The sequence below is a fragment of the Pseudomonas sp. PDM18 genome (assembly GCF_014852585.1).
Taxonomy (GTDB): domain Bacteria; phylum Pseudomonadota; class Gammaproteobacteria; order Pseudomonadales; family Pseudomonadaceae; genus Pseudomonas.
This window is the reverse complement of sequence record NZ_JACVBX010000010.1, coordinates 41,802-63,579: the sequence shown is the minus strand read 5'-3', so window position 1 is coordinate 63,579 and position 21,778 is coordinate 41,802. Positions and strand designations below refer to the sequence as shown.

General features: G+C 66.6%; 18 protein-coding genes and 1 riboswitch. Of the genes, 9 read left to right on the top strand and 9 right to left on the bottom strand.

All coding sequences use genetic code 11. From position 1 onward, the window contains the following. Positions 1–4: 4 nt before the first annotated feature. Positions 5–1,291 (bottom strand): putative hydroxymethylpyrimidine transporter CytX, encoded by a 1,287-nt coding sequence (gene cytX, locus IB274_RS19935; protein ID WP_192434043.1) that lies wholly within the window; start codon positions 1,289–1,291, stop codon positions 5–7. A gap of 163 nt (positions 1,292–1,454) precedes the next feature. Next, positions 1,455–3,335 carry a phosphomethylpyrimidine synthase ThiC gene (gene thiC, locus IB274_RS19930; protein WP_192434041.1) on the bottom strand — a complete coding sequence of 627 codons (1,881 nt, stop codon included), beginning with the start codon at positions 3,333–3,335 and terminating at the stop codon, positions 1,455–1,457. A gap of 113 nt (positions 3,336–3,448) precedes the next feature. Then, positions 3,449–3,556: riboswitch (TPP riboswitch) on the bottom strand. A gap of 172 nt (positions 3,557–3,728) precedes the next feature. On the opposite strand from thiC, the gene IB274_RS19925 reads away from it, so the two are divergent. Continuing rightward, complete coding sequence (locus IB274_RS19925; RefSeq protein ID WP_192434039.1) at positions 3,729–5,177, top strand: TolC family outer membrane protein; 1,449 nt, start codon at positions 3,729–3,731, stop codon at positions 5,175–5,177. A gap of 97 nt (positions 5,178–5,274) precedes the next feature. Here the strand turns inward: IB274_RS19925 and IB274_RS19920 are convergent, their stop codons facing one another. Together IB274_RS19920 and IB274_RS19915 are read right to left on the bottom strand one after the other, a co-directional pair. Next, entirely contained in the window at positions 5,275–6,063 is a 789-nt protein-coding gene (locus IB274_RS19920) for a class II aldolase/adducin family protein (protein WP_192434036.1), read from the bottom strand. Positions 6,064–6,125: 62 nt separating this feature from the next. After that, positions 6,126–7,196 carry an ABC transporter substrate-binding protein gene (locus tag IB274_RS19915; RefSeq protein WP_192434035.1) on the bottom strand — a complete coding sequence of 357 codons (1,071 nt, stop codon included), beginning with the start codon at positions 7,194–7,196 and terminating at the stop codon, positions 6,126–6,128. Between the two features lie 335 nt (positions 7,197–7,531). Here IB274_RS19915 and IB274_RS19910 point away from each other — a divergent pair, with 335 nt between their 5' ends. From IB274_RS19910 to IB274_RS19895, 4 genes are all read left to right on the top strand, one after another. Beyond that, positions 7,532–7,882 (top strand): cupin domain-containing protein, encoded by a 351-nt coding sequence (locus IB274_RS19910; RefSeq protein WP_192434033.1) that lies wholly within the window; start codon positions 7,532–7,534, stop codon positions 7,880–7,882. Between the two features lie 164 nt (positions 7,883–8,046). Beyond that, entirely contained in the window at positions 8,047–9,996 is a 1,950-nt protein-coding gene (locus tag IB274_RS19905) for an FAD-dependent oxidoreductase (protein ID WP_192434031.1), read from the top strand. A gap of 97 nt (positions 9,997–10,093) precedes the next feature. Then, positions 10,094–10,516, top strand: a complete 423-nt coding sequence (locus tag IB274_RS19900) for a DUF6896 domain-containing protein (protein ID WP_192434030.1) — start codon at positions 10,094–10,096, stop codon at positions 10,514–10,516. A gap of 54 nt (positions 10,517–10,570) precedes the next feature. Further along, the gene (locus IB274_RS19895; protein ID WP_192434028.1) at positions 10,571–11,164 is read left to right on the top strand and encodes a helix-turn-helix domain-containing protein; all 594 of its coding nucleotides are present in this window, start codon (positions 10,571–10,573) and stop codon (positions 11,162–11,164) included. Here the strand turns inward: IB274_RS19895 and waaA are convergent. Together waaA and IB274_RS19885 are read right to left on the bottom strand one after the other, a co-directional pair. Beyond that, positions 11,145–12,425 (bottom strand): lipid IV(A) 3-deoxy-D-manno-octulosonic acid transferase, encoded by a 1,281-nt coding sequence (gene waaA, locus IB274_RS19890; protein ID WP_192434026.1) that lies wholly within the window; start codon positions 12,423–12,425, stop codon positions 11,145–11,147. The two genes, IB274_RS19895 and waaA, sit on opposite strands and share 20 nt — an antisense overlap. A 261-nt stretch (positions 12,426–12,686) precedes the next feature. After that, positions 12,687–13,571: a LysR family transcriptional regulator gene (locus IB274_RS19885; protein ID WP_081515494.1), complete on the bottom strand. Its 885-nt coding sequence runs from the start codon at positions 13,569–13,571 to the stop codon at positions 12,687–12,689. A gap of 135 nt (positions 13,572–13,706) precedes the next feature. Here IB274_RS19885 and IB274_RS19880 point away from each other — a divergent pair, with 135 nt between their 5' ends. The 4 genes from IB274_RS19880 (at position 13,707) to IB274_RS19865 (ending at position 17,325) form a co-directional block, all read left to right on the top strand. After that, positions 13,707–14,039 (top strand): DMT family transporter, encoded by a 333-nt coding sequence (locus tag IB274_RS19880; protein WP_151188513.1) that lies wholly within the window; start codon positions 13,707–13,709, stop codon positions 14,037–14,039. Between the two features lie 78 nt (positions 14,040–14,117). After that, positions 14,118–15,293: an NAD(P)/FAD-dependent oxidoreductase gene (locus tag IB274_RS19875; RefSeq protein WP_192434024.1), complete on the top strand. Its 1,176-nt coding sequence runs from the start codon at positions 14,118–14,120 to the stop codon at positions 15,291–15,293. Then, complete coding sequence (locus IB274_RS19870; protein WP_192434022.1) at positions 15,290–16,093, top strand: aldo/keto reductase; 804 nt, start codon at positions 15,290–15,292, stop codon at positions 16,091–16,093. Before IB274_RS19875 ends, IB274_RS19870 begins: the two co-directional genes overlap by 4 nt. Before the next feature lie 320 nt (positions 16,094–16,413). Beyond that, positions 16,414–17,325, top strand: coding sequence for a metal ABC transporter ATPase (locus tag IB274_RS19865; protein ID WP_081515490.1), 912 nt, complete (start codon positions 16,414–16,416; stop codon positions 17,323–17,325). Between the two features lie 129 nt (positions 17,326–17,454). Here the strand turns inward: IB274_RS19865 and IB274_RS19860 are convergent, their stop codons facing one another. The 3 genes from IB274_RS19860 to hldE form a co-directional block, all read right to left on the bottom strand. Continuing rightward, positions 17,455–18,660, bottom strand: coding sequence for an acyl-CoA dehydrogenase family protein (locus tag IB274_RS19860; RefSeq protein WP_192434020.1), 1,206 nt, complete (start codon positions 18,658–18,660; stop codon positions 17,455–17,457). 148 nt (positions 18,661–18,808) lie between these two features. Then, complete coding sequence (locus IB274_RS19855) at positions 18,809–20,092, bottom strand: acyl-CoA dehydrogenase family protein (protein ID WP_192434018.1); 1,284 nt, start codon at positions 20,090–20,092, stop codon at positions 18,809–18,811. Positions 20,093–20,290: 198 nt separating this feature from the next. Next, positions 20,291–21,715 (bottom strand): bifunctional D-glycero-beta-D-manno-heptose-7-phosphate kinase/D-glycero-beta-D-manno-heptose 1-phosphate adenylyltransferase HldE, encoded by a 1,425-nt coding sequence (gene hldE, locus IB274_RS19850; RefSeq protein WP_192434016.1) that lies wholly within the window; start codon positions 21,713–21,715, stop codon positions 20,291–20,293. Positions 21,716–21,778 lie beyond the last annotated feature (63 nt).

Here is a 21,778-nt window from a genome sequence, read left to right as displayed (position 1 = left end):
AGCATCACGCCGAAGCCGGTACCCTGGCGCCGACGCGCCCCAGCAGCAACTGCAGCACCCCGGCCACCACCAGCGCCGGCAGGGTCGCCCCCAGGTCCGGCTGGTAGTTCGCCAGCAGGTGATACACCACCACGCCACCGCCCCAGGCGATCAGCGAGCCCCAGCGCAGGCCGTGGGGAATCGCTGCCGGGGCGCGGCGGCGCAGGACGAAGTGGTCGATCAGCACCACGCCGAACAGCGGGGCGAACACCGAGCCGATCAGCAGCAGGAAGTTCTGGTACTGCTCAAGTGGCGCAAACCAGGCGATCAGGGTGCAGATCACGCCGATGGCCAGGGCCAGCAGCTCGACCTTGAGCGGCAGCAGGATGCCGCTGGAAACCGCCGCCGAGTGGATGTCGGCGAAGGCCTTCTCCGACTCGTCCAGCAGGATCAGCAGCAGCGGGATGCCCATGCCGGCGCCGGCCAGCGCCAGCAGCAGCGCATTGGCGTCGCTGCCTTGGGCGAACGCCAGGGTGTAGGCCACGCCCAGGCCCATCAGCCAGAAGCAGCCGATGAAGAAGCCCAGCGCCGCGCCGGTGAAGGTCTGCCCGGCGTGCTTGCCGAAGCGCGAGTAGTCGGCGATCAGCGGCAGCCAGGACAGCGGCATGGCGATGGCGATGTCGAAGCCCACGGCGAAGGACAGCGAGCCGTCGCCGGCCTTGGCCCAGAGCGCGGCCAGGTCTGCGCGCTGGAACAGGTCGAAGGTCAGCCAGACGCACGCCGCGAGCAGCAGCCAGATGCCCCAGCGACGCAGCACCTTGCGCACGAAAGCGAGCGGTCCGGCAACCGCGAGCAGAGTCGCCAGCGCGCCGAATGCCAGGGTCCAGAGGGCTGGATTGGTCCACAGGCTGCCCTCGCCGAAAGCGCGGGTCGCCAGCAGGCTGGCGGCGTCGCGCATGACGATGATCTCGAAGGCGCCCCAGCCAATCAGCTGCATCAGGTTCAGCAGAGCCGGCAGCGCGGCGCCGTGGCTGCCCAGGCTGAGCTTGAGCGAGGCCATGGCGGACAGGCCGGTGTCGGTGCCGATCACCCCGGCGCTGGCCAGCAGCAGCACGCCGACCAGGGTGCCGAGCAGGATTGCACCGAGTGCGCCGGCCAGGCCCAGGCCCGGCGCCAGCAGGGCGCCGGTCTGCAGCACCATCAGGCCGATGCCCAGGGAGAACCAGAGGGAGAACAGGTCGCGCAGGCCGAGCACGCGCTGGGCGCTGCCCACGGCGGAGGTCGGTGAATAGTCGATGGCGGTAGTGGTCACGATGCGTGCAGGGCTCGAAAGTTGAATAGGATTTTGTTGTTTTTCGTAGGAGCGAGCTTGCTCGCGAACGGTGCCCGCTGGCGGCTCCGCAGTTGGGCTGTTCGCGAGCAAGCTCGCTCCTACAAGTCTGCCCACCCTTGTCGTCAAGGGTGAGCGCGACCGGTCACACCTGCTTGTAGATCACCGAACCTTCGTCCTTGAAGCGCGCGGCCTGCTCCTGGAAACCGGCCTCGATGGCTTTCTGCTCATCGGTGAGGCCGTTCTCCTTGGCGTAGTCGCGGACTTCCTGGGTGATCTTCATGGAGCAGAATTTCGGCCCGCACATGGAGCAGAAGTGCGCCACCTTGGCCGAGTCCTTGGGCAGGGTCTCGTCGTGGAAGGCGCGAGCAGTGTCCGGGTCCAGGCCGAGGTTGAACTGGTCCTCCCAGCGGAACTCGAAGCGCGCCTTGGACAGCGCGTTGTCGCGGATCTGCGCGCCCGGATGGCCCTTGGCGAGGTCGGCGGCGTGCGCGGCGATCTTGTAGGTGATGATGCCGGTCTTCACGTCATCCTTGTTCGGCAGGCCCAGGTGCTCCTTGGGCGTGACGTAGCAGAGCATGGCGCAGCCGAACCAGCCGATCATCGCCGCGCCGATGCCCGAGGTGATGTGGTCATAGCCCGGCGCGATGTCGGTGGTCAGCGGGCCGAGGGTGTAGAACGGCGCCTCGTCGCAGCACTCCAGCTGCTTGTCCATGTTCTCCTTGATCAGGTGCATCGGCACGTGGCCGGGGCCCTCGATCAGAACCTGGACATCATGCTTCCAGGCGATGCGGGTCAGCTCGCCCAAGGTCTCCAGCTCGCCGAACTGCGCGGCGTCGTTGGCGTCGGCCACCGAGCCCGGACGCAGGCCGTCGCCCAGCGAGAAGCTGACGTCGTAGGCCTTCATGATCTGGCAGATTTCCTCGAAGTGGGTGTAGAGGAAATTCTCCTGGTGATGGGCCAGGCACCACTTGGCCATGATCGAGCCACCACGGGAGACGATGCCGGTGACGCGCTTGGCGGTCAGCGGCACGTAGCGCAGCAGCACGCCGGCATGGATGGTGAAGTAGTCCACGCCCTGCTCGGCCTGTTCAATCAGGGTGTCGCGGAAGATTTCCCAGGTCAGGTCCTCGGCGACACCGTTGACCTTCTCCAGCGCCTGGTAGATCGGCACGGTGCCGATGGGTACCGGGCTATTGCGCAGGATCCACTCGCGGGTCTCGTGGATATGCTTGCCGGTGGACAGGTCCATCACCGTGTCGGCGCCCCAGCGGATGCCCCAGGTGAGCTTCTCCACTTCTTCCTCGATGGAGGAGCCCAGCGCGCTGTTGCCGATGTTGCCGTTGACCTTCACCAGGAAGTTGCGGCCGATGATCATCGGTTCCAGTTCGATGTGGTTGATGTTCGCCGGGATGATTGCGCGGCCGCGAGCGACTTCCTCGCGGACGAACTCGGGGGTGATTTCCTTCGGGATGCTCGCGCCGAAGCTCTGGCCCGGATGTTGGGCATCGAGCAGGCCGGCGGCGCGGGCTTCCTGCAGCTTCATGTTCTCGCGGATGGCGATGTATTCCATCTCCGGCGTGATGATGCCCTGGCGCGCGTAGTGCATCTGCGTGACGTTCTTCCCGGCCTTGGCGCGGCGCGGGGTACGTACGTGGGCGAAGCGCAGGGCGTCAAGGCTTGCATCGGCCAGGCGCGACTGGCCGAACTCGGAGGTCAGGCCGGGAAGGATTTCGGTGTCGCCACGCTCGTCGATCCAGCGCGAGCGCACGTCCGGCAGGCCCTTGCGCAGGTCGATGCGCACGTCCGGGTCGGTGTAGGGGCCGGAGGTGTCGTAGACCATCACCGGGGCGTTCTTCTCGCCACCGAAGGCGGTCGGAGTGTCGGCGAGGGAGATTTCCCGCACCGGGACGCGGATGTCCGGGCGCGAGCCGGTCAGGTAGACCTTCTTCGAATTCGGAAAGGGCTGGGTCGACTGGCGGTCCAGCTGTTCAAGGCGGGTGACGTTGTTTTTCTGGGTGCTCATCCTGGCTCTCCTGGGGTTGATTGCCGGGGGAGAACCTGGGACGAGAGGAGCTGCTGGCTGCAGCGAAGGGACGCATCCCGAAGAGGGCTGGGGCCGGGGCGGAATGCGCCGCGGGATGCGTACTTCTTGTTCCCTACGCGGGTGCTAACCCGATCAGGTTCAACGGGATCCGGAACTATCCGATCTCAGCCCCTCGCAATGGGGCACCCCGACAAGAACGCCCGCAGTCTAATCAAGTGCACACGGATAAGCCAACGCCGCCCGGCCGAAAACGCGCAATTGCCTACACGCGGCTACACTCCTGCCTCGGAAGGCTCGTACGAACGTGCCTTGACCGCCACCGGCGGCGACCGTAGCCTTGCCCCACCTCGCATCACTTTCCAGGATGAACGAATGCTGCGCAGACTCTCTCTGGCTGTCGCTGTAGCCGCAACGACAGGCTTTGCCTGGGCTGCACAGCCCGCTCCGGCCGCCCCTTCTCTGCCCACCAAGACGGATCTGATCAGCGTCTACAAGGACGCGGTCGACAACAACGCCGACCTCGCCGCCGCCCAGGCCGACTACCTGGCGCGCAAGGAAGCCGTGCCCCAGGCACGCTCCGGCCTGCTGCCGCAGATCAACGCCGGGGCCAGCACGGGCAGCACCCGCACCTCGCTGGACACCCCCAGCGCCACGCTGAACCGCAATACCCAGCTGGTGCAGGCAACCCTGAGCCAGCCGCTGTTCCGCGCGGATCGCTGGTTCCAGCTCAAAGCCGCGGAAAACACCACCGAACAGGCCCAGCTCGAATTCTCCGCAACCCAGCAGCAGCTGATCCTGCAGACCGCCCAGACCTACTTCGGCGTGCTCCGCGCCCAGGACAACCTGGCCGCCAGCAAGGCCGAGGAAGCAGCGTTCAAGCGCCAGCTGGACCAATCCAACGAACGCTTCGACGTCGGCCTCTCCGACAAGACCGACGTACTCGAATCCCAAGCCAGCTATGACACCGCGCGGGCCAACCGCCTTGTGGCCGAGCAGCAGGTGGATGACGCCTTCCAGGCACTGGTGACCCTGACCAACCGCGAGTACAGCGCCATCGAGGGCATCCTCCATTCGCTGCCGGTCGTCGCGCCGGTTCCCAACGACGCGAAGGCCTGGGTGGACACCTCGGTCCAGCAGAACCTACGCCTGCAGGCCAGCAACTACGCGGTCGATGCCGCCGAAGAGACCCTGCGCCAGCGCAAGGCCGGCCACCTGCCGACCGTCGACGCCGTGGCCCAGTACCAGAAGGGTGACAACGACGCGCTGGGCTTTGCCAACGATGGAAGCCAGCCGCATTACGGCAAGTACGTCGACCAGAGCAGCATCGGCCTGCAGCTGAACGTGCCGATCTACAGCGGTGGCCTGACCAGTTCCCAGGTCCGCGAGGCCTACCAGCGCTTGAACCAGAGCGAGCAACTGCGCGAAAGCCAGCGCCGCCAGGTGGTCCAGGACGCCCGCAACCAGCACCGCGCGGTGAACACCGACGTGGAGCAGGTAAAGGCGCGTCGCCAGGCGATCATCTCCAACCAGAGCTCGCTGGAAGCCACCGAGATCGGTTACCAGGTCGGTACCCGCAACATCGTCGACGTACTGGACGCCCAGCGTTCGCTGTACAACTCGGTGCGCGACTACAACAACACGCGCTACGACTACATCCTCGACAACCTGAGCCTCAAGCAGACCGCCGGCACCCTCGCGCCGAGCGACCTGGAGGCCCTGGGCACCTACCTGAAGCCAGACTACAACCCGGACAAGGACTTCCTCCCGCCGGACCTGGCCAAGGCCGCCGAGGCGCAGCTCAAGGCCGGCGCGAAGTACTGATCCTGCCCCAAGAAAAAGCCCCGCATCGCGGGGCTTTTTCTTGCCGGACAATCGCCCTGGCATTGATCGCAGAAGCGGACCGAAACGACGGCGCCGGTCAGTCGCGATACCCCGGCGACACCCGGTCCAGCATGCGCAGCAATGCCGACCACGCCAGGTCGTAGCCATCCGGGTCGCTCAGTTCCCCTTCCGCCAGCGGCCGCGCCGGAGCGTTGAATTGCTGCTCGGTGTGACGGCACACCTCTTCCGGCGGGATCACCAGTTCACCGCCCGCCTGGGCCGCCAGCTGGATGTCGCAGGCCTTCTCCAAGTAGTACATGCGCAGGAACGCCTGCTGCACCGTCTGCCCTACGGTCAGCAGACCGTGGTTGCGCAGCATCAGGCCGTAGTGGTCACCCAGGTCGCGTACCAGGCGCTCCTGCTCGTCCATCGACAGGGCGATACCTTCGTAGTTGTGGTAGCCGATGCGTCCGTAGAATTCCAGGGATATCTGGTTCAGCGGCAGCAAGCCACAGGCCTGCGCCGCCACCGCACAACCCGCGCGGGTGTGGGTGTGCAACACGCACTGCGCGTCTTCGCGAGCCCCGTGGATGGCGCTGTGGATCACGAAGCCGGCCGGGTTGACCTTGTACGGCGACGGCTCCACGGCATGACCGGTGAGATCGATCTTCACCAGGCTGGAGGCGGTGATCTCGTCGAACATCAGTCCATAGGGATTGATCAGGAAATGGTGTTCGGGACCGGGAATGCGCACCGAGATATGAGTGAAGATCAGGTCGGTCATGCGGTAGTGCGCGATCAGGCGGTAGCAGGCCGCCAGCTCCTCACGCAACTTCCACTCCTCGGGCGAACAGGTGGCGCGACTGGGCGCCTGCAGCGACGTCATGGTGCACTTCTCCTCTTAAGGAAGCCGGGGCACGCGGCCCCGGCGTCACGGTCAGGTCCTGGTCATTGCGCGGCCCAGGCGTTGAAGCGCTCTTCCAGCTCCTCGCCATGGTCGACCCAGAACTCATCGTCCATCGCCAGGCCTTGCGGCAGGTTCTGCGTGGATGTCGGCACCCAGCCGGCCAGGTCGGACGGCAGGCGCTCGGCGGCCTGCTTGTTGGTCGGACCATACGCAATGTGCTTCACGTAGTCGACCTGGGCATCGGGCTGGTTGGCGAAGGCGATGAAGCGCTTCGCCGCGTCGACGTGCTGCGAGCCCTTGATGATCGCCCAGTAGTCCATGCCATACAGGCTGCCTGGCCAGACCAGCTGCAGATTGCGTCCCCCTTTGTAGGCATCGGCGATGCGCCCGGTGTAGGTGGTCGTCATCACCACGTCACCGGCGGCCAGCCACTGCGCCGGTTGCGCGCCGGCTTCCCACCACTGCACGTAGGGCTTGATCTGATTGAGCTTGGCGAAGGCGCGATCGACGCCGGCCTTGGTGCCCAGTTCCTTGTAGACATCGGCGGGCTTAACGCCGTCGGCCATCAGGGCGAACTCCAGGTTGTAGATCGCACGCTTGCGCAGGCCGCGCTTGCCGGGGAATTTCTGCACGTCCCAGAAATCCGACCAGGACTGCGGCGCCGGCTTGAGCTTGTCGGCGTCATAGGCGATGGCCACGCCCCACACCAGCGCGGCCGAGCCGCAATCCTTGGCGGCATTGGGGATCAGCTGGTCCTTGCCACCGATCTGTTGCCAGTCCAGCGGCACGAACAGGCCTTCATCGCAGCCACGGGCCAGGTCCGGCCCCTCGATCTGCACCACGTCCCAGTCGGCGTGGCCGGTGTCGGCCATTACCTTGATACGTGCCATTTCGCCGTTGTATTCGGTCTGGGTCACGCCGACCCCGGACTGCTTGCTGAAGGGCTGGAAGAAGGCAGCTTCCTGGGCCTTCTGGCCAGCGCCGCCGTAGCCGACCACCACCATGTTCTCGGCGGCCTGGGCGCCGCCGCACAGCCCGAGAGCGAGCAGCAGCGGCGAGACGGCAGTCTTGAGGAAGGAGCGTTTGTGGCAGGTGTTGCGGTGGAAAGTCATCGAGCATACCCCCAGTCGTAGGTGGCAATGGGCGCAGCCGGGATGGCCGCGCACACGCTGGACGGGCGCGCCGAAACAACGTTGCAAGAAAGGCAGGGCAGAGAGAAATCGATTGCCAGCGGGTGGGCCCGCCATGCGAGGGGGAACCGTACGGGACGGTTCATGCGCCTCTCCTCTTGTAGTTGTTGTGGAGCACGTCGCGGTTGCCCCGGAGGACTCCGGGTGCGCTATCGAAACTACCCAGTCATCTTTAAAAAAACAAGTTGATTTTTTACTGGTGGTAAATTTTCATAGGAATAACTTAAACAACATTTTCCACGACAGGAGAAGCCGCCGTGTCCCAGGTCCGCCACTTCCAGCAGTCCTCCCTGCAGCTCCAGCCCTACGGTGGGCAAGACATCGAAAGTGCCGCCATCTGCCGGCTGATCGGCCCGGCGGACAGCGAAACCATGGGCGCGGGCCTGGCGCGCTTTGACGGCGTCTCCATCGAATGGACGGTGCTCTACGACGAGCTGATCGTGGTGCTCGAAGGCAACTTCCGCCTGCGCCTGGCCGACCAGGTGATCGACGCCAAACCGGGCGACGTGATCTGGGTCCCCGAACGCACGCCGCTGGCCTACGAAGGTGAGAAAGCCTGCGTGTTCTACGCGCTCTATCCGGTGGACTGGCAGGCGCGCAACGCCTAGTTGATCGACCGGCTGCGCGTCGGCGGAACTGCGTTGGAAACCGGCTCGGCATGCTCATTGACTGGAGTCAACTCCGCTGCCTCACCGGTTTCCGCCTTGTTCCGCTCTAGCTCGCGCGGTCGATGTTTAGTGCTGAATTGACAACAAGAATCCGGAGTTGCCCGATGAGCCAGTTTCCCCACTTGTTCAGCCCGCTGCGCATCCGCGGCAAGGAGCTGAAGAACCGCATCATGTCCACCGGGCACGACACCTCGATGCCCACCGACAACCTGGTCAATGACCAGTTGGTGGCCTACCACACCGCCCGTGCCAAGGGCGGCGTCGGCCTGATCGTGCTGCAGGTAGCCGGCGTTCACGACAGCGCCCGCTACACCTCCCACGTGCTGATGGCCACCGATGACGAGTGCATCCCCGGCTACCGACGCATCGCCGAGGCCTGCCATGCCGAAGGCACCGTGGTGCTTTCCCAGGTGTTCCACCCCGGCCGGGAGATCATGGAATCCAGCGACGGCCTGCTGGCCGTGGCCTACGCGCCGTCCGCCTCGCCCAACGAGCGTTTCCGGGTGATGCCCCGCGAGCTGAGCCAAGCGATGATCGACGAGATCATCCAGGGCTACGCCGACGCCGCTCGCCGCCTGCATGCCGCCGGCATCGACGGCGTGGAAGTGGTCGCCAGCCACGGCTACCTGCCGGCGCAGTTCCTCAACCCACGGGTGAACCGCCGCACCGACGGCTACAACGGCGACCTCGACGCACGCCTGCGCTTCACCCGCGAAGTGATCGCCGCCATACGCGCCGCCACCGACGAAGACTTCATCATCGGCCTGCGCATCTCCGCAGACGAGCGTGACCCCGAAGGCCTCACTGAAGACGAATCGCTGCAGGGAGTGAAAGGGCTGCAGAACTCGCTGGACTACGTGCACATAGTCGCCGGCACCTCCGCCTCGCTGGGCGGTGCCATCCATATCGTTCCGCCGATGGCCGTCGAAGCGGCTTACCTGGCGAACGAAGCCGGCACCTTCAAGCGCAACCTGGAGGTACCGCTGTTCGTCACCGGGCGCATCAACCAGCCGCAGGAAGCCGAGCTGATCCTCGCCCGCGGCCAAGCCGACGTCTGCGGCATGACCCGCGCGCTGATCTGCGACCCGCAGATGCCGGGCAAGACCGAAAGCGGCCACGTCGAGGACGTGCGCGCCTGCATCGCCTGCAACCAGGCGTGCATCGGCCACTTCCACCGCGGCTACCCGATCTCCTGCATCCAGCACCCGGAAACCGGCCGCGAACTGATCTACGCCGAACGCAAGATGGCCACCCAGCGCAAGCGCGTGCTGGTAGTCGGCGGCGGGCCGGCGGGCATGAAGGCAGCTGCCGTCGCGGCGCAGCGCGGCCACGCAGTCACCCTCTGCGAAGCCAGCGGCCAGCTTGGTGGGCAGGTCAACCTCGCCCAGTTGCTGCCGCGCCGTGCGGAGTTCGGCGGCGCCTCCACCAACCTGCAGCGCGAAATGCAACTGGCCGGCGTCGAAGTGCGCCGCAACACCCGCGTCGACCGTGCGCTGGTCGAGCAGGAACGCCCCGACGTGGTGATCGTTGCCACCGGCGCCAAACCCTATCGCCCGCCTTACGAAGAGGCAGGCGACCTGCAGGTGGTCGACGCCTGGCAAGTGCTGCGCGGCGAAGTGAAGACCGGTCGCTCGGTGCTGGTCACCGATTGGCGCGCCGACTGGATCGCCCCCGGTATCGCCGAGCGCCTGGTGCGCGATGGTCACCAGGTACAACTGGCGGTGAACGGCACCCATGTCGGGGAAAACCTGCCGCTCTATGTCCGCGACCACCTCGCCGGCGAGTTGCACCGCCTGGGCATCACCATCACTCCCTACGCCCGCCTGTACGGCGTCGACGACAGCACCGTCTACCTGCAGCACACCGCCAGCGGCGAGCCGATGCTGGTGGAAAACATCGACACCCTGGTGCTCTGCCAGGGCCACCAGCCGGTGGACGACCTGGCCGACGAGATCGCCGACCTCGCCGAGGTGCGCCGCATCGGCGACTGCCTGGCGCCGCGCACCGCGGAAGAGGCGATCTACGAGGGGCTCAAGGCAGGGTGGGCAATCTGAGCCTGCTTGGGCCCTGGGGACGGATCAATCCGTCCCCAGGGCCCATCAACCAGGATTGCACTCTAGAATGGCCGTTCTGTAGCCAATCGTTGAAGCCATGAACCCAGGTCTAGCCAAACTCGTCGCCGACTATCAGCGCGCCGTACGCCAGGCAGTGGCGCTGCTCGAACAATCGGCCATCGCTCGCCCCGCCAGTAATCGCGAATGGGCATTTCTCGACATTCCCCATCGGGGAACACTCAAAGACGGTGTGCACTACTTCAAGCATGGCTACGGCTGCGCCGTCCAACTGCCTGACGGAACCGTGGACTTCGACTTTGGCGCCAAGGGTGAAATCGACGGGTTCGATTTCTGGCGTCTGGCGGGCTTCGCGGAAGCGAAGCTACCCGACTATGGTTTTGCCGACGAAGATGCCCTCAAGGAGTGCTTCAGCCAAGAGGTCGAAGCAGGAACGCTGCGCTACTCCGGCTACATCCTCTACTACCTTGTGCGTTTTGAGCCGAACTGCGCGCAACGATGAATCGACGCATTGTTTAGAATGCCCCACGACGCCAATCGCCAGGACCACCGCCGCATGAGCCGCAAAGCCCCGCAGGAAGCCCCCGCCAACGCCGAAGCGCAGTTCCTCGGCACCCGCATCCGCGGTCTGCGCAAGCGGCGCGGCATGACCCTGGCGGAGCTGGCCGAGCAGAGCGGACTCACCGCCGGCTACATCAGCCAACTGGAACGCAACCTGGCCTACCCGTCGATCCCGGCGCTGTTCAACATCGCCCGCAGCCTGGGCGTGACCATTCAGTGGTTCTTCGCCAGCGAAGTGCAGGTCGACCCGGCCGACGCCGGCTACGTGGTGCGGCGCAATGCCCGCACCAGCGTGCATTACGAAGACGGCATCATCGACGAACTGCTCAGCCCGCAGCCCAGCCGCCAGCTGGAAATCCTCCATTCGAAGTTTCCGCCCGGAACCTACAGCCAGCAGAGCTACAGCCACGACGGCGAGGAAGCCGGATACCTGCTCAGCGGCACATTCGAGCTGTGGGTGGGCGAACGCCATTTCGTGCTCAACGAGGGCGACAGCTTCAGCTACTCCAGCCAGGAGCCGCACCGCTACGGCAATCCCGGCGAGGTGGATGCCGTGGTGCTCTGGGTAATTACGCCGCCGACTTTCTGATCAGTCGCCCGAGGCCATCCAGCAAACGCTCCAGCGCACCCTGGTTGGCCTTCATCACGCCCAGACCGGCATCGGCCATGCGCTCGGCAGAAGCCGGCTCGTCCCACAGGGCGGCCACCGCCACCGCCAGCGAAGGCGCATCGACCACTTCGCGCAGCGCGCCGACCTCGCGCAGTTGCGCCGCGATCTCCAGGAAGTTGAACAGGTGCGGGCCGGACAGCACCGGCTTGCCCAGAGCCGCCGGCTCAAGCAGGTTATGCCCGCCGTTGGGCACCAGGCTGCCGCCGACGAAGGCGACATCGGCCAGCGCATAGAGGAACAGCAACTCGCCCATGGTGTCGCCCAGCAGCACCTGGGTGTCCGCCGTGACCTGCTCACCGGTGGAGCGGCGCAGGGTGCGCAAGCCTTCGCGATTGCACAGCTCGAACATCGGGTTGAAGCGTTCCGGGTGGCGGGGCACCAGGATCAGCAGCGCCTCCGGGTGTTTTTCCAGCAACTGGCGATGCGCAGCGAGGACGATCTCGTCTTCCCCGGCATGGGTACTGGCGGCAATCCACACCGGCCGCTGCTGCGCCTGCCACTGGGCGCGCAGGTCATCGGCGCGCACCAGCAGTTCAGGGTCGATGGTCAGGTCGAACTTGATCGAACCGGTCACGCTCACACAGTCCGGGCGCGCGCCCAACTGACGGAAGCGCTCGGCTTCGGCCTCGGTCTGCACGGCAATCCAGCTCATCTCTTCCAGCATCGGCCGGGTCAGCCCGGCGAAGCGTGCGTAACCGCGCGCCGAGCGTTCGGACAGCCGCGCGTTGGCCAACGCCACCGGAATGCCGCGTTTGGCGCACTGGTGGATGTGGTTGGGCCACAACTCGGTTTCCATGATCACGCCCAGCACCGGCTGCGCACGGTCGAGGAAGCGCGCCGCCGCCCAGGGCAGGTCGTAGGGCAGGTAGCAGTGCTGCACCTGGTCGCCGAACAGCGCGCGGATGCGCTCGGAGCCGGTGGGCGTCATGCAGGTGACGGTGATCGGCAGGCCGGGGTGGCGCTGCATCAGCGCGCGGATCATCGGCGCGGCGGCGATGCTCTCACCCACCGACACCGCGTGCACCCAGATGCCGCCGGGCATGAGCGCCGGCAGGCTGAGGGAGAAACGCTCGCCGACGCGCAGGGCATAGGCCGGCGCCTTGCGCGAACGCAGGAACAGGCGCAGCGCGACCAGCGGCAGGCCCAGGTGGAGCAGCAGGGTATAGAGGGTCCGGTTCATGGCGGCGGAGAGTAGCAAATTCGCGGGCCAGCAGGCTGCACCACGTTCCACCGCAACGCCGAAGCCTCCGCGCGGCCGAGAGCAAGAGCCCCTCACCCTAACCCTCTCCCGCAAGCAGGAGAGGGGACCGTTCGGTGCAGGATGAAATCGTGGTGTGAGCCGGCACGATCTGCCCCCTCTCCCTTGGGAGAGGGCTAGGGTGAGGGGAAAGCGCAGGCAGAGACATATCCGGGCAAGCCAGCTATTTCCAAGCGAAGCCAGTCACACCGGCGAAGCAAGATGCTCCGCAAAGCACTCGCCCAACCACTGCGCCGCCGGCCCCAGCGGCTCGTCGCGGCGCCAGACCAGCTCCACCACCAGCGGTGGTGGCGTCCAGTCGCTGGCCAGTTCCACCAGCAGCGGCTGGTAAGCCGGATACTGCGCCACGTGGGTCGGCAGCCAGGCCCAACCGAGGTCGCGCATCAGCAGTTCGGCCATGGCGTAGAAGCTGTCGGCGCGCCAGACCAGCGGGCTGATCTGCTCGCCGCCGGGGTAATGGCTGTCCTGCGGGGCCATCAGCAACTGGCGATGCCGCGCCAGCTCACGGCGGTCGGCGTAGTCCAGCCTGGCCAGCTCGTGCCCGGCGCCGCACACGGTGACCATTTCGATGGTGCCCAGCCGCTGCCGCTCCAGTTGCTCGGGCATGCCCTCATGATGGAACAGCAGGCCGAGGTCAGCGCGGCGCTCCAGCAGCTTGCGCGCCACGTCGCCCTGGGCGCCGCTGGCCAGTTGCACCTCCAGGGTGGGAAATTCCTGCGCCAGCGCCTGCAGCCCGGAAAGCACCGGCTGGTAAGGCATCGCCTCGTCCTGCGCGAGGCGCAGCAACGGCTCGGTGCCGCGCACCAGCGCCAGCGCCCGGCTTTCCAGGCGCTCGCACTGTCGCAGCACCTCGCGGGCTTCATCCAGCAGCGCCCTGCCCTCGCCGGTCAGCACTGGCTGGCGGCCGCTGCTGCGCTCGAACAGGGTCACGCCCAGGTCGCTCTCCAGCAGCGCGATGGAGGAACTCACCGCCGACTGCACGCGCTGCAGCTGTCGCGCCGCCGCCGAGAAGGAAGATTGATCGGCGACGCTGACGAAGAGTCGCAACTGATCCAGGTTCCACTGCATGGCCGACACCCATCTTCAATTCAGATAGGTAATGACTTTATCCCATCATCCGGGGGACTAGAATGCCCGGCAGATTCGAACGTCAGCTGCGTGTCGCTCATACCGAGCGGCGTGTCGTTCCGGGGAGCACCCACCATGCCCGGCTATCTCTACCTCGCCATCGCCATCGTCGCCGAAGTCATCGCCACCGCTTCGCTGAAATCAGTGAAGGGCTTCTCCACACCCCTGCCGCTGGTGCTGGTGATCGTCGGCTACGCCATTTCCTTCTGGATGCTCACCCTGGTGGTGCGCAGCATTCCGGTCGGCATCGCCTACGCCATCTGGGCAGGGCTGGGCATTGTGCTGGTCAGTATTGCTGCGCTGGTGCTCTACCAGCAAAAGCTCGATACCGCTGCCCTGTTGGGTATGGGCCTGATCGTCAGCGGCGTGGTGGTGATCCAGCTGTTCTCCGGCAACGCCGGTCACTGATGAGGCAATGGTGCGCGGCCTGTCGCCGCGCGCCATCGGGTTATACTGCGCGCTTCGATTTTCCCTCGAGGCGCTTTCATGTCCGAATCCCTGAGCACCGACATCCTCATCGTCGGCGGCGGCATCGCCGGTCTGTGGCTCAATGCGCGTCTGCGGCGCGCCGGCTTTTCCACCGTGCTGGTGGAGAACACCGCGCTGGGCGGCGTACAGAGCATGCGCTCGCAGGGGATCATCCATGGCGGCACCAAGTACGCGCTGCACGGTGCGCTGACCGGCGCCTCCGAGGCCATCGCCGACATGCCGGCGCTGTGGCGCGATTGCCTGGCAGGTACCGGCGAGGTGGACCTGCGCGGCGTGCGGGTGCTTTCCGACGCTCATTACCTGTGGTCGCCCGGCGGCCTGGCCGGCAACCTCACCAGCTTCTTCGCCAGCAAGGCGGTGCGCAGTCGTGTCGCCCAGGTGAAGGGCAGCGACCTGCCACCCGCCCTGCAGGACAAGGCCTTCAAGGGCAAGGCCTACCGCCTCACCGAGCTAGTGCTGGACGTGCCCAGCCTGGTCGCCCGTCTGGCCGAACTGGCCGGTGACAGCCTGCTGGCCGGCGAACACATCGAAGCCCTGCGCGAAGGCGACAAGCTGGTCGGCCTGCGCGTGGACGGCCGCGAAGTCCGCGCCCAACGCGTGGTGCTCAGCGCCGGCGCCGGCAACGAGGCGCTGCTGCGCGAGCTGGGCCTGGAGCGCCCGGAGATGCAGCGTCGCCCGCTGCACATGGTGCTGGTCACCGCACCCACCCTGAAGCCGCTGTACGCCCACTGCCTCGGCGGCGGGCCAAAACCGCGCGTCACTGTCACCACCCACCCGCTGAGCAATGGCGACTGGGTCTGGTACCTGGGCGGCGACATCGCCGAAGCCGGCGGCGTGGCGCGCAACGAGGCCGAGCAGATCGCCGAGGCGCAGCGCGAGCTGCACAAGCTGGTGCCGTGGATCGACCTCTCCGCCGCTCGCTGGGCGACCCTGCGCGTGGACCGCGCCGAACCCTCGCAGAACAACCTGCTGCGCCCGGACAGCGCCTTCCTCGCCGAGGACGGCGCCCTGCTGGTCGGCTGGCCGACCAAGCTGGCCCTGGCGCCGAACTTCGCCGACCGCGTGCTGGAGTCGCTGGAGAAAAGCGGCATCCGCCCGCAAGCCAACGCCGCCCTGCCGGACCTGCCGCGCCCGGCCATGGCCCGCCCGGTATGGGAGGAACTGCTCGGATGAAGACCCTGCATCACCTGCATCGCCCGCTGGGCAGCACGGGCCTGAACGTCTCGCCACTGGGCCTGGGTACCGTGAAGCTCGGCCGCGACCAGGGCGTGAAGTACCCCGAAGGCTTCCGCATCCCCGATGACCGCGAGGCCGCCGACCTGATCGCACTGGCCCGCGAACTGGGCATCAACCTGATCGACACCGCGCCGGCCTATGGTCGCAGCGAAGAGCGCCTCGGCCCGCTGCTGCGCGGCCAGCGCCACCAGTGGGTGATCGTCAGCAAGACCGGCGAGGAATTCGTCGGCGGCCAGTCGCAGTTCGACTTCAGCGCCGCCCACACGCGCCGCTCGGTGGAACGCAGCCTGCAGCGTCTGGAGACCGACTACATCGACCTGGTGCTGGTGCATTCCGACGGCAATGACCTGGACATCCTGCGCGGCACCGAGGTCTACGCGACCCTTGAGCGCCTGAAGGACGAAGGGCTGATCCGCGGCTTCGGCTTCTCCGGCAAGACTGCCGACGGCGGCCTGCTGGCCCTGGAGCGCGGTGACTGCGCGATGGTCACCTACAACCTCAACGAGCAGGCGGAAAAGCCGGTGATCGACCACGCCCAGGCCCATGGCCGCGGCATCCTGATCAAGAAGGCCCTGGCCAGCGGCCACGCCGCCCTCGCCCCCGGCGTCGACCCGGTGCGCGCCAGCTTCGAACTGGTGCTGGGCCATCCGGGCGTCGCCAGCGCCATCGTCGGCACTATCAATCCACTGCATCTCGCGCACAACGTGGACATTGCCGCCGAGGTCCTCGACCGCTGATCGGCGGTCATGTGGATTACGCATTCCTGTGCCATGCTCCAACTCCCCCGGCGAAAACCGCGGGCACAGAAACTGTCGCCAACCGGCGATTCCCACGCAAAAGCCTCGGAATCGCAAAGCCTTTCAGGGAAAAATCCGGAAATCCTTTGGATTTTCGATGACACCAGGAGCGGTGTCAGGCTGTCTAGGTTGTAGCGACCCCGTAATTGAACGATCGGCCGGACCGTCCCCAGCAGACGGTCAGCGTTCGCGTCGGCGTCGCTTACCACGGTAAGGACGCGCCAGCGCAACCCGGCGCCCTGTACGAGAAGGAAGACCCTATGCCCCGTACGCTCGCCCGCAAGGACCCGACCGCCTTCAAGACCCTGCCGCTGCTGGTGGAAGCCAGCCCGGAAGGTCTCATCTACCAGACCCTCGGCAAGCCCCTGAACTTCGCCCAGGTCCTGGAAAAGCGCCGCCCCATCGAGATCAACGAGACCGAGCGCTTCGTCACTGAACTGGCCAACCTCGGCGTTTCGGTGCGCCTGACCCTGAACTACCAGGGACGCGACCACTGGATCCTGGTGCGCCAACGCCGCCTGGACCGTGGCGACACGGTGCTCAAGCTGATTTCCGGCTATGTGCCGGCCCACGAACTGAACCTGCCGCTGCTCACCGCGATCCAGGAAGTCGCCGAGGAATGCCTGGTGGAAACTGCCGACGGCTGGCTGGGCGGGCGCTTTGGCGACACCTGGCTGCCGACGCCCTACGAGGGCATCCTGCGCTATCGCGAAACCAGCCACTTCTCCCTGACCCCGCTGTCCGGCGCCTCGCGCCCGGTTCAGGCCGGTGCGCTGCGCTTGCTGGAGCGCCCGCAGGCCTATGTGCACCTGCCGACGGCCTCGCTGCAGTTGGTCTATGACCTGCGCATGGAGCTGCCCAAGGATGCCCGCGAGGTGAGCCTGTTCCACGTCGACGAGAAACTCGAAAGCGGCCCGCTGGTGGCGCGGCTGGACCGCCGTCGCCCGGACATCTACCTGCTGCCGCTGGAGCATGGGCAGCCGACCGGCGAGCTGCTTACCCTGAGCAAGGGCGAGCTGTGCAAGGCCAGCACCCGTGGCCTGTGGCTGTCGGAGAGTTTCGCCGAGCAGGATGGCTGGCTGGTGCGCGAGGAACGCATCCGCTTCCGCGAATGGATGGAGCAGTGGCCGCCCGCCGCCGGCAATGCCGGCAGCGGGCGGCGCACGGCCTGAGTACGTAACCTGACCCAGCCTGCCGGGCAGGACCTGTAGGAGCGAGCTTGCTCGCGAACCGCCCAGCGACGGAGTGATCGGTGAGCTTTGTTCGCGAGCAAGCTCGCTCCTACAGAAAAGCGCTACGCCTCACTTCAATTGACTGGAACTCTTGCCCAGCAACCGACGCGCCACGATCAGCAACTGGATCTGCTGGGTGCCTTCGAAGATGTCGAGGATCTTCGAGTCCCGCGCCCACTTCTCCAGCAATTCCTCTTCCCCATAACCCAGTGCCCCGGCCAGCTCGACGCATTTCAGCGTCACCTCGTTGGCCACCCGCCCGGCCTTGGCCTTGGCTATGGATGCTTCCTTGGAGTTGGGCTGACGGTTGTCGGCCATCCAGGCGGCCTTCAGGGTCAGCAGGCGCGCGGCCTCCCATTCGGCTTCCAGCCGGTACAACGTGGCTTCGGCGTGGCTGGCGGTCAGCAGCGGCTGGCGATAGTCGAAGCGGCAGCCGGCCGTCTTCAGCAGTTCGCGGGTGCGATCCAGCGAGGCCTTGGCCACGCCGATCGCCATGGCAGCCACCAGCGGGCGGGTGTTGTCGAAGGTTTCCATCACCCCGGCAAAGCCCTTCTGCACATCGATCTCGGCATTGCCCAGCAGGTTGGCGGCCGGCACGCGGCAGTCGCTGAAGCTGATGGACGCGGTGTCCGAGGCCTTGATGCCGAGCTTCTTCTCCAGGCGGGTGACGGTCATGCCCGGCGTGCCCTTCTCCACCACGAAGGACTTGATCGCTGCGCGGCCGAGGCTCTTGTCCAGGGTCGCCCAGACCACCACCGCGTCGGCGCGGGCGCCGGAGGTGACGAAGATCTTCTCGCCATTGAGCAGGTAGTGATCGCCATCGCGGGTGGCCGTGGTGCGGATCGCCGCCGAGTCCGAGCCGCAGCCCGGCTCGGTGATGGCCATGGCCGCCCAGGTGCCGGAGAAGCGCTTGAGCTGCTCCTCATTGGCCACCGCGGCAATGGCGGCGTTGCCCAGGCCCTGGCGCGGCATGGCCAGCAGCAGGCCGGTGTCGCCCCAGCACATTTCCATCACGCCCAGGCAGGCGGACAGGTTGCCACCATTCTTCACGCCCTCCTCCGAGCCGGCCTTGCGCTTGCTGGCGGAGGTGGCGCCTACGGCATCCGGCGAGCCGGCATTCATGCCGTCCAGCAGCGCGGCCAGCAGGTCCAGCTCCTTGGGGTAGGCGTGCTCGGCCTTGTCGTACTTGCGCGAAATTGGTCGCAGGTAGTTCTCCGCCACCTGGCGGGCCTGGTTCTGCAAGGTGCGGAATTTCTTCGGCGTCTCGAGGTACATGCAAAGCTCCTAAGCGGAGCTCATCACGTCGCGAGCGAAGCGCAGCCAAGGCGGAAACGGACGAGGAAGCGGAGTTTACAGTTGTAAATGAGCATTCCGAGTTCGTTTCCAACGCCGGCTGGGCGAGCGCAGCAGCGATGAGCCCGCGTTACAGGTGTAGACCGCCGGCCATCAAACTGACGGCGCGCAGGTCGCGGTACCAGCGCTCGGCCGGGTGTTCCTGGGTGAAACCGTGGCCGCCGAGCAGTTGCACCGCGTCGGTGCCGATCTTCATCGCCTTCTCGGCGCAGAGCAGCTTCGCGAGGTAAGCCTCGCGGTGGAAGGCCTGACCACGCTCGGCCAGTGCGCAGGCGCGCCAGACCATCAGGCGCATGGCGTCCAGCTCGACCGCGATGTCGGCGACCATGAAGGCCACGCCCTGGCGATGGCTGATCGGCTCGCCGAAGGCTTCGCGCTCGTTGCAGTACGTGATCACGTAGTCCAGCGCGGCCTGCCCGGTGCCCACCGCCAGCGCGCACCAGGCCAGCGCGGTGTGATCGAGGAAGGCCTGGTAGTCGAAGCGCTCCGCCGCCAGCCGCTGTTCGGCCGGAACCTTCACGCCCTTCAAGCGAACCCGCGCGGTGCCGGTGGCCTTAAGGCCCATGGCCGGTTCGGCGCGCACTTCGACGCCCTTGGCGCGGGTGTCGATAAGGAACAGCGCCGGGCCGTCGCCGGCATCCGCCGCCACGATCAGCTTCTGCGCATCCACGCCGCGCACGACCAGGCATTTTTCGCCAGTCAATGTGTAGCTCGAACCCCGCTTGCGCGCCTTGGTGGCCGGGCGCAGCGGATCGACCAGCAACTGCGGTTCGTTCACCGCGATGGCGATCAGCGGCGCCGCTTCTTCGCCAACGAACGCCGGCAGCCAGCGCGCCTGCTGTTGCGGCGAAGCCCAGCGACGAATGCAGTTAGCCGACGAGAGCGGGACCAGCAGTGCGGCAGCCAGGCTGAGGTCGCCACGGGCGAGGGATTCGGCGATCAGCGCGTTGGTCACCACGGTGCGCTCGCCGGCCATGCCGCCGTGTACTTCACTGACGCCGTAATGGGTCAGGCCCAGTTCCTGCGCCTGGGCAAGCAACTCGAGGCTCAGGCTGGCCTTGGCGTCGGCCTCATGGGCGGCCGGGCGTAGCACTTCGGCGGCAAAGCCTTCGAGCATCTCCACGAGCATCTGCTGCTCGTCGGACAGCGACAGGTCGAACAGCCCGTCCGGGTCGGCCTTGCGTGGGGTCTTAGGCTGCTTGGCGGCGCGCTCGCTGGCCAGCCGGAAGCCGGTGCGGCTGCCGCTGTAGAGGAGTCTTTCGAAGGGCTTACGCAGCTTCAGTCGGTCCGGCCAGTCGGCTTGGGCGACACGGTTCAGCACGGCCAGGGCGCGGCCCTGCACGTCGGTGGTCATGGCATCTCGCTCCGCGGAGGGTGGATGCCCCGATCATGCGCTGCAAAATGCCGCAGGGACCATGACCGTTTTGCCGCCGGTGACTGGCAGAGCGGTCAAAGAAAAACCGGCCTGACGGCCGGTTGGTGCACACCTGTAGGAGCGGGCCATGCCCGCGAACGCCGGCAAGGCCGGCGCCCCACGCAGTCGTGAACGAGATCAGCCCTGATGGCGAATCTTCTCGACGATGGCGGTGGTGGAGCTGTTTTCCACCAGTCCCAGCACGCGCACTTCGCCGCCGTAAGCCTTGACGATGTCGGCGCCGACCACCTGCTCGACGCCGTAGTCGCCACCCTTCACCAGCACGTCCGGGCGGACTTCGGTGAGCAGGCGCTCGGGGGTGTCTTCGGCGAAGCTGACGACCCAGTCCACCGCGCCGAGGCCGGCGAGCACAGCCATGCGGCGGTCGACGCTGTTGATCGGGCGGCCCGGGCCTTTCAGGCGGGTCACAGAGGCGTCGTCGTTGGTGGCGACGATCAGGCGATCGCCCTGGGCGCGGGCCTGCTCCAGGTAGGTCACGTGACCTGCATGGAGGATGTCGAAGCAACCGTTGGTGAAGACAATCTTCTCGCCGTGGGCGCGGGCGTCCTCGATGGCCAGCAGCAGTTGCTCGAGGCTCAGCACGCCACGCTCGGAGCCCTGTTCACGCTGCACGGCGCGGCGCAGTTCCGGGGCGCTGATGGCGGCGGTGCCGAGCTTGCCGACGACGATGCCGGCAGCCAGGTTGGCCAGGGCGACGGCCTGCGGCAGGTCCTCGCCGGCGGCAATGGCGCCGGCGAGGGTGGAAATCACCGTGTCGCCGGCGCCGGTGACGTCGAACACTTCGCGGGCACGGGCCGGCAGGTGCAGGGCGCTGTGGCCCGGGCGCAGCAGGGTCATGCCGTGTTCGCCACGGGTGACCAGCAGCGCGCCGAGCTCCAGCTCGGTCATCAGTTGCTGGCCCTTGGCGACCAGGTCGGCCTCGTCCGTGCAGCGACCGACAATGGCTTCGAATTCGGAGAGATTCGGGGTGATCAGGCTGGCGCCGCGATAGATGGCGAAGTCCTTGCCCTTGGGATCGGCCAGCACCGGAATGCCGCGCTGGCGGGCAGCCTGGATCAGTTGCTGGTGGTTCTTCAGCGCGCCCTTGCCGTAGTCGGACAGCACCAGCACGCGGACCTGGTCCAGCAGCGCCTCGACATCGGCGGACAGGGCCACGGCGTCGGTGCGGAAGGCTTCCTCGAAGTCCACGCGCAGCAGTTGCTGGTGGCGGCTCATGACGCGCAGCTTGACGATGGTCGGCTGGCCGGCGATGCGCTGGAAGCGGGTGGTCACGCCCACCGCCTGCAGGCTGTCGCTGAGGCTGTCGGCGGCTTCGTCGACGCCGGTGACGCCGACCAGGAAGGCAGGGGCGCCAAGGGCGGCGAGGTTCAGAGCGACGTTGGCAGCACCACCGGGGCGATCCTCATGCTGTTCGACCCGCACCACGGGCACCGGCGCCTCGGGCGAGATGCGCGAGGTCGCGCCGTGCCAGTAGCGGTCGAGCATCACGTCGCCTACCACCAGCACGGGGGCCTGATCGAATCGGGGCATGGTCAATTTCATGGGAACTCCGCAGGTCGAAATCGCCGCGGATAATACCATAGCCGCCCGCTGCGACTTGCGCCG

Excerpts from the sequence above, each read along its gene's own strand:
- thiC (WP_192434041.1), bottom strand. The coding sequence starts at position 3,335 with ATGAGCACCCAGAAAAACAACGTCACCCGCCTTGAACAGCTGGACCGC.
- IB274_RS19925 (WP_192434039.1), top strand. The coding sequence starts at position 3,729 with ATGCTGCGCAGACTCTCTCTGGCTGTCGCTGTAGCCGCAACGACAGGC.
- IB274_RS19920 (WP_192434036.1), bottom strand. The coding sequence starts at position 6,063 with ATGACGTCGCTGCAGGCGCCCAGTCGCGCCACCTGTTCGCCCGAGGAG.
- IB274_RS19915 (WP_192434035.1), bottom strand. The coding sequence starts at position 7,196 with ATGACTTTCCACCGCAACACCTGCCACAAACGCTCCTTCCTCAAGACT.
- IB274_RS19905 (WP_192434031.1), top strand. The coding sequence starts at position 8,047 with ATGAGCCAGTTTCCCCACTTGTTCAGCCCGCTGCGCATCCGCGGCAAG.
- IB274_RS19900 (WP_192434030.1), top strand. The coding sequence starts at position 10,094 with ATGAACCCAGGTCTAGCCAAACTCGTCGCCGACTATCAGCGCGCCGTA.
- IB274_RS19895 (WP_192434028.1), top strand. The coding sequence starts at position 10,571 with ATGAGCCGCAAAGCCCCGCAGGAAGCCCCCGCCAACGCCGAAGCGCAG.
- waaA (WP_192434026.1), bottom strand. The coding sequence starts at position 12,425 with ATGAACCGGACCCTCTATACCCTGCTGCTCCACCTGGGCCTGCCGCTG.
- IB274_RS19885 (WP_081515494.1), bottom strand. The coding sequence starts at position 13,571 with ATGCAGTGGAACCTGGATCAGTTGCGACTCTTCGTCAGCGTCGCCGAT.
- IB274_RS19880 (WP_151188513.1), top strand. The coding sequence starts at position 13,707 with ATGCCCGGCTATCTCTACCTCGCCATCGCCATCGTCGCCGAAGTCATC.
- IB274_RS19875 (WP_192434024.1), top strand. The coding sequence starts at position 14,118 with ATGTCCGAATCCCTGAGCACCGACATCCTCATCGTCGGCGGCGGCATC.
- IB274_RS19870 (WP_192434022.1), top strand. The coding sequence starts at position 15,290 with ATGAAGACCCTGCATCACCTGCATCGCCCGCTGGGCAGCACGGGCCTG.
- IB274_RS19865 (WP_081515490.1), top strand. The coding sequence starts at position 16,414 with ATGCCCCGTACGCTCGCCCGCAAGGACCCGACCGCCTTCAAGACCCTG.
- IB274_RS19860 (WP_192434020.1), bottom strand. The coding sequence starts at position 18,660 with ATGTACCTCGAGACGCCGAAGAAATTCCGCACCTTGCAGAACCAGGCC.
- IB274_RS19855 (WP_192434018.1), bottom strand. The coding sequence starts at position 20,092 with ATGACCACCGACGTGCAGGGCCGCGCCCTGGCCGTGCTGAACCGTGTC.
- hldE (WP_192434016.1), bottom strand. The coding sequence starts at position 21,715 with ATGAAATTGACCATGCCCCGATTCGATCAGGCCCCCGTGCTGGTGGTA.